At 37.0% G+C, this 5,790-nt stretch carries 7 protein-coding genes; 6 read left to right on the top strand and 1 reads right to left on the bottom strand.

Annotated features, from left to right (window positions below):
- Nucleotides 1-879 (bottom strand): MBL fold metallo-hydrolase (locus WBN20_RS13145; protein WP_424282028.1); only part of this gene is annotated, 879 nt, incomplete at its 3' end.
- 144 nt (nt 880-1,023) lie between these two features.
- Here WBN20_RS13145 and WBN20_RS13140 point away from each other — a divergent pair.
- The 6 genes from WBN20_RS13140 to WBN20_RS13115 all read left to right on the top strand — a co-directional run.
- Nucleotides 1,024-1,635 carry a TetR/AcrR family transcriptional regulator gene (locus WBN20_RS13140; RefSeq protein WP_424282027.1) on the top strand — a complete coding sequence of 204 codons (612 nt, stop codon included), beginning with the start codon at nt 1,024-1,026 and terminating at the stop codon, nt 1,633-1,635.
- A 3-nt stretch (nt 1,636-1,638) separates the two neighbouring features.
- Nucleotides 1,639-2,892 carry a TolC family protein gene (locus tag WBN20_RS13135; RefSeq protein ID WP_424282026.1) on the top strand — a complete coding sequence of 418 codons (1,254 nt, stop codon included), beginning with the start codon at nt 1,639-1,641 and terminating at the stop codon, nt 2,890-2,892.
- Entirely contained in the window at nt 2,889-3,788 is a 900-nt protein-coding gene (locus WBN20_RS13130) for an HlyD family secretion protein (protein WP_424282025.1), read from the top strand. Before WBN20_RS13135 ends, WBN20_RS13130 begins: the two co-directional genes overlap by 4 nt.
- The gene (locus tag WBN20_RS13125; RefSeq protein ID WP_424282024.1) at nt 3,788-4,690 is read left to right on the top strand and encodes an ABC transporter ATP-binding protein; all 903 of its coding nucleotides are present in this window, start codon (nt 3,788-3,790) and stop codon (nt 4,688-4,690) included. The genes WBN20_RS13130 and WBN20_RS13125 overlap by 1 nt, the downstream gene beginning before the upstream one ends.
- Nucleotides 4,690-5,418: an ABC transporter ATP-binding protein gene (locus WBN20_RS13120; protein WP_424282023.1), complete on the top strand. Its 729-nt coding sequence runs from the start codon at nt 4,690-4,692 to the stop codon at nt 5,416-5,418. Before WBN20_RS13125 ends, WBN20_RS13120 begins: the two co-directional genes overlap by 1 nt.
- 13 nt (nt 5,419-5,431) lie before the next feature.
- A partial coding sequence (locus WBN20_RS13115; protein WP_424282022.1) for an ABC transporter permease occupies nt 5,432-5,790 on the top strand: 359 nt, incomplete at its 3' end.

Here is a 5,790-nt window from a genome sequence, read left to right as displayed (position 1 = left end):
GTGTACGGCCATAATTTTGGTAACCCCGGCATCTAAGGCTGCCTGTACGCTTTCTTCCGGATACATATGAATCTGGTGCCAGTTTTCATTGTATTGACCACATTCCATAAAGGCAAAGTCAAACGGACCTAATTGTTCTCCAATATTTTTAAAATGCGTGCCATAACCGCTGTCACCACTAAACCAGATATTTTCTGTAGCTGTTTTAAAAGCCCAGCCTCCCCAGAGTGATTTGGCCCTATCGGTGAGGCCCCTTCCGGAAAAATGCCGTGTTGGGGTGAAGCTTATATCGATATCCTTAAAACGTTGATTAGCCCACCAGTCAAATTCTGTGATATCCTTTTTAGGAATGCCCCATTCTATTAAATGACGGGCAACTCCCAGCGCCACAAAATAGTGTTTAACCTTTGGTTTTAGTCTTTGAATACTTTCATAATCCAAATGGTCGTAATGATCATGAGAAAGCAAAAGAAGATCAATTTCAGGGAAATCATCAATCAAATTCAGGGTGTTATTACTAAAGCGTTTTACAGGAAAGGGGGCAATTGGAGCTGCATTGGGACCTAACATAGGATCTATGAATAAAGTGAGGCCATCCATTCTTAGCAATACCGCCGAATGCCCATACCAAATATACTTAGCCTGATCTGATGGTTTTAAAAAAGCATCTTTATCAAAAGCCGAGATGGGTATTTTACTCAGGGGTGCCCTCCCCTCCTTTTCACAAAACTGTTTATAAAGTAATTTAGGTAATGTCTGAAAATTTATGTCCATTTTGGTGACTTCCAAATTGTCAAATTTAGCTCCGTCCCAGTGTTTAGACGAAGCGTAATTCTGTATATCGGCTTTTGAGGCTCGCGCACCAAATTGTTTTCTCATGCTTAAATTATTTTGGGAATATTATGAAGTTGCAGTTTGCGTTACAGAATGTGAAATTATAAAAACAAAATTTAATGTAATTAGAGAGCAATGTTGATCTTTTTTATATATTTGTTAACCATATGGTTAAACTAAATAGTTAAGATGGCGCAGAAGAAAGATACAAACACGGAGCATATCATATTAAAAGCCGCCAAAAGGGTGTTTCAAAATAAAGGTATGGATGGTGCACGTATGCAGGAAATAGCAGATGAAGCAAAGATCAATAAGGCCATGCTCCACTATTACTACCGAAGTAAACAACTGCTTTTTGAAGCGGTATTTAATAATGCTTTCATGCTCCTGGCCCCGCAATTAAACGCCATCCTAAATGATAACTCTTCTGTTGAGGAGAAGATTAGAAACTTTACGACAAATTATATTTCATTTATAAGTAAACACCCTTATCTGCCTACTTTTATAATCCAGGAACTCAATAGGAATCCCGATTTTGTTTTAAAAATGAAAGACAAAAAAGGATTTCCCAATATTGAAAAATTTAAAAAAGAGATTAATGTTGAAATCCAAAAAGGAATCCTCAAACCTATAAAAGGAGAACAGCTATTCATAAATATTATGGCTTTAAATATATTCCCATTTGTGGCGGCACCTTTAATAAAGGCCTTTGTAAATATAGATGACAGAGGGTATAAACAACTTGTGGAAGACAGAAAAACAGAAGTCGCCGATTTCATTATTAATTCCATAAAAGCTTAGCTAATGAAACAATTAAGTAACTATCTGTTTTTACTGATGTCTTTGGGTGCTTTTGCACAGGAATCACTAACATTAAATGATTGTTATCATTTGGTAGATATCAATTATCCTTTAGTGCAACAAACAGACCTATTGGAAAAGCAAAATGCAATAGACATAGAAGCCATTGAAACAGAACGACTACCACAATTAAATTTGACCGCACAGGCAACCTATCAGTCAGAAGTTATTGAAATCCCCCTGCCGGACACAGGGATCATACCACCCAATAAAGATCAATACCGGGCTACACTTACAGTAAACCAGCTGATCTATGGAGGTGGATTGATTAACACGTCAATTGATGCACAAACTGCAAGCCTAAAGACCAAACAAAAGCAGGTGGAGGTTAATTTATATCAATTAAAAAAACAGCTAAACCAGCTGTATTTTTCCATCTTATTGCTACAGGAAAACAAGGCGCTGTTAGAAGCAAAGAAGGAACAACTAATAGCGAAGCTAAAAGAAGTGCAGTCCGGTATTAAGAATGGCACAGTACTGCCCTCATCAGATAAAGTACTGGAAGCAGAACTATTAAAAATTAATCAGGGTTTTATAGAATTAGATTTGAACAGAGCTAGTTTGCTTCAAACCTTAGGATCACTTATTGGAAAAGAGATTTCCTCTGCTACCCTTCTGCAGAACCCTGAGATCACATCAGATTTGAGCATGGAATTATACAGACCCGAACTGGAATTATTTCAGCTTAAAAAAGAACAAATAGAAACATCAGATCAATTACTGTCCAGACAAAATCTGCCTAAAGTGTATGGTTTTGCAGATGGCGGTTACGGGAATCCGGGGTTAAATCCATTAGATAATTCCTTTCAGGCGTTTTATGTAGTTGGTTTAAAAGTTAACTGGAATGTATTCGACTGGAATGCCACAAAAAAGCAACGTGAGTCCTTGTCCATTAACAAAGACATCATAGATACCGAAACCAATGTATTTAATCTCAATACCAGCATTGAGCTCCAGCAGCAACAATCTGAAATTGAAAAAATTTCGGGATTTATTACTTCAGATATAGAAATCATTAAGTTGCGAAAAGAAGTGCTCAATGCAGCAGATTCACAATTGCGAAACGGGGTAATTACTTCTTCGGCCTATATCACGGAACTAACCAATTTATACACTGATGAGAACACATTAATCACGCATAAAATACAATTAGAACTTGCAAAGGCAAACTATAATATAATTCAGGGACAAAAATGAAACATATAACAACGTATATACTGGGAATAGCATTTGTACTGAGTATGTCATCATGCGGCGTCGACAATGGCAAGGCAGATGGATACGGAAATTTCGAAGCCACAGAAATCACTATTTCTGCAGAGAACAACGGCAGGCTCATGCAGTTTAATGTAAAAGAAGGTGACCTTCTTGATAAAGGGACCTTTTTGGGTTATATAGATACCATTCCCCTGGCCCTGAAACGAGAACAATTGTTATCCTCAAAAGCTGTAGTCTCTTCCCAATCTAAAAGTGTATTGTCTCAGATTTCCGTATTAAACGCAAAACTTAAAACTGCAAATGCGAACAAATTACGGGCAGAAAATCTCATTGCAGACAATGCGGGTACACAGAAGCAATTAGATGATATTAATGGTGAAATAGATGTGATAAAACAACAAATTTTAAGTGTTGAAATCCAGAATGCACCCGTGGTTAATGAACTAAAAAGCATTGATGTGCAATTAAGGCAAATTGATGATCAAATTTCAAAAAGTAAAATAATTAATCCGGTTAAGGGAACGGTTTTAACTAAATATGCCGAAGCTAATGAGATTACCTCTTTTAGTAAACCCTTATATAAAATAGCAGATCTGAGTACTATGAAATTGAGGGCCTATTTTAGTGAACCCCAATTAGCCGGGCTAAAAATAGGGCAGGAAGTTACCGTAAAAATTGATGATGCAGATGCCATGCAATCCCATAGGGGGACGATAAGCTGGATAGCTTCGGAAGCGGAATTCACTCCAAAAATCATTCAGACTAAAGAAGAACGTGTGGCACTTGTATATGCCGTAAAGGTGGATGTAGCAAACGATGGCAGTTTAAAAATTGGAATGCCGGCGGAAGTATGGATGAATACGGATAACAACTAATGAGTATTGTAGTTTCTAACATATCTAAAGCCTACAAAGATGTAAAAGCTTTAAAAAACATCTCCTTTGAGGTTAAGGAAGGTGAACTCTTTGGTTTAATTGGCCCTGATGGAGCGGGTAAAACCACTCTGTTTAGAGTACTGACCACGCTCTTGATTGCGGACGAAGGCCAAGCCACCGTCGCTGATTTTGACCTTTTAAAAGACTATATAGCTATACGGGAAAGTATTGGGTATATGCCGGGAAGATTCTCATTATATCAGGATTTAACTGTGGAGGAGAATCTGAAGTTCTTCGCCACAATTTTTGGGACAACCATAGAGGAAAACTACGAGTTAATAGAAGATATTTATGTGCAGATTGAACCCTTTAAAAGCCGAAGAGCCGGTAAACTTTCCGGGGGAATGAAACAAAAACTGGCTTTGTGTTGTGCACTCATTCATAAACCAACTGTGCTTTTTTTAGATGAGCCAACCACTGGCGTAGATCCTGTGTCCAGAAAGGAATTCTGGGAAATGATTAAACGCCTGCAACTAAAGGGTATTACCATTTTGGTGTCTACCCCATATATGGATGAAGCCGCATTATGTGATCGGATTGCGTTGATTCAGGATGGTGAGATTCTGGAAATAGACACCCCTGAAGCCATTATAGAACATTATCCAAAATCAATTTATAATGTGAGTGCAGATAATATGTATCATTTAATTCAAAGTCTAAAGGCTTACAAACATAACCATAGCGTTTATCCTTTTGGAGAATTTGTGCATTATACAGATAAAAGAACCGGCTTCGATCCGGATCAATTAAAGCAGTATCTAACAGAAAATTTATTGTCCAATATTACAATAGAAATCACCGAACCAACCATAGAAGATGCATTTATGGAACTAGCCAAATAATGGAGGAAAATAAGGTCATAGAAGTTAAGGGATTAACCAAAATGTTTGGTGATTTTACAGCGGTAAGTGCCATTACTTTTAATGTAAAAAAAGGTGAAATCTTTGGTTTTCTTGGAGCCAATGGTGCAGGCAAAACAACTGCTATGAAAATGTTGATTGGTATCTCGAAACCTACATCGGGTGAAGCAAAAGTTGCCGGGTTTGATGTTGGATCAGAAGCCGAAGACATTAAGAAGAACATTGGTTATATGAGTCAGAAATTCGCTTTATACGACGACTTAACAGTTAGGGAAAATATCACCTTTTTTGGAGGAATTTATGGCCTTAGCAGAGCAAGAATCAAAGAGAAGACATATGAACTTATTGAAGAATTAGGGTTACAGGATTTTACCGATAAATTAGTGGGTTCCCTACCATTGGGTTGGAAACAAAAAATATCATTTTCTGTATCTCTATTACATGAACCTAAAATCGTTTTTTTAGATGAACCCACCGGCGGGGTTGATCCAATTACGAGAAGGCAATTTTGGGAAATGATCTACAAATCAGCCAGTAAAGGCACGACTATTTTTGTAACTACACATTATATGGATGAAGCCGAGTACTGTGACAGGGTTTCTATTATGGTAAATGGTAAAATTGAAGCCCTGGACACACCTAAAAAGCTGAAAGAACTATACAATACGGAAACAATGAATGATGTGTTTTTAAAATTAGCAAGGGGATAAATCAGGATAATAAATGAAACGATTTAGAGGCTTTGTCATAAAAGAGTTTTATCACATTTTTAGGGATAAACGGTCACTATTTATTCTCTTTGGGATGCCTATAGCACAGATTTTGTTGTTTGGCTTCGCTATTACCAATGAAATAAACAATGTAGATATTGCTGTTTTAGATCATTCAAAGGATGCGACCACAGAAGAAATAATTAATAAAATTGCAGCCTCTTCATATTTTAGTATCGATCAGTTTATAGAGAGAGAATCTGATATAGAAACTGTTTTTAAGCAAGGGAAAGTCAAAGCGGTTTTAAATATCGAAAAAGATTTCAGTCAAAAGTTAATCAAAGACGGCAAAGCTCATGTACAAATAATCAC

The organism is Eudoraea sp., assembly GCF_049665975.1.
Classification (GTDB): domain Bacteria; phylum Bacteroidota; class Bacteroidia; order Flavobacteriales; family Flavobacteriaceae; genus Eudoraea.
The sequence above is the reverse complement of the archived record's forward strand: the minus strand, read 5'-3'. Positions and strand labels throughout refer to the sequence as shown.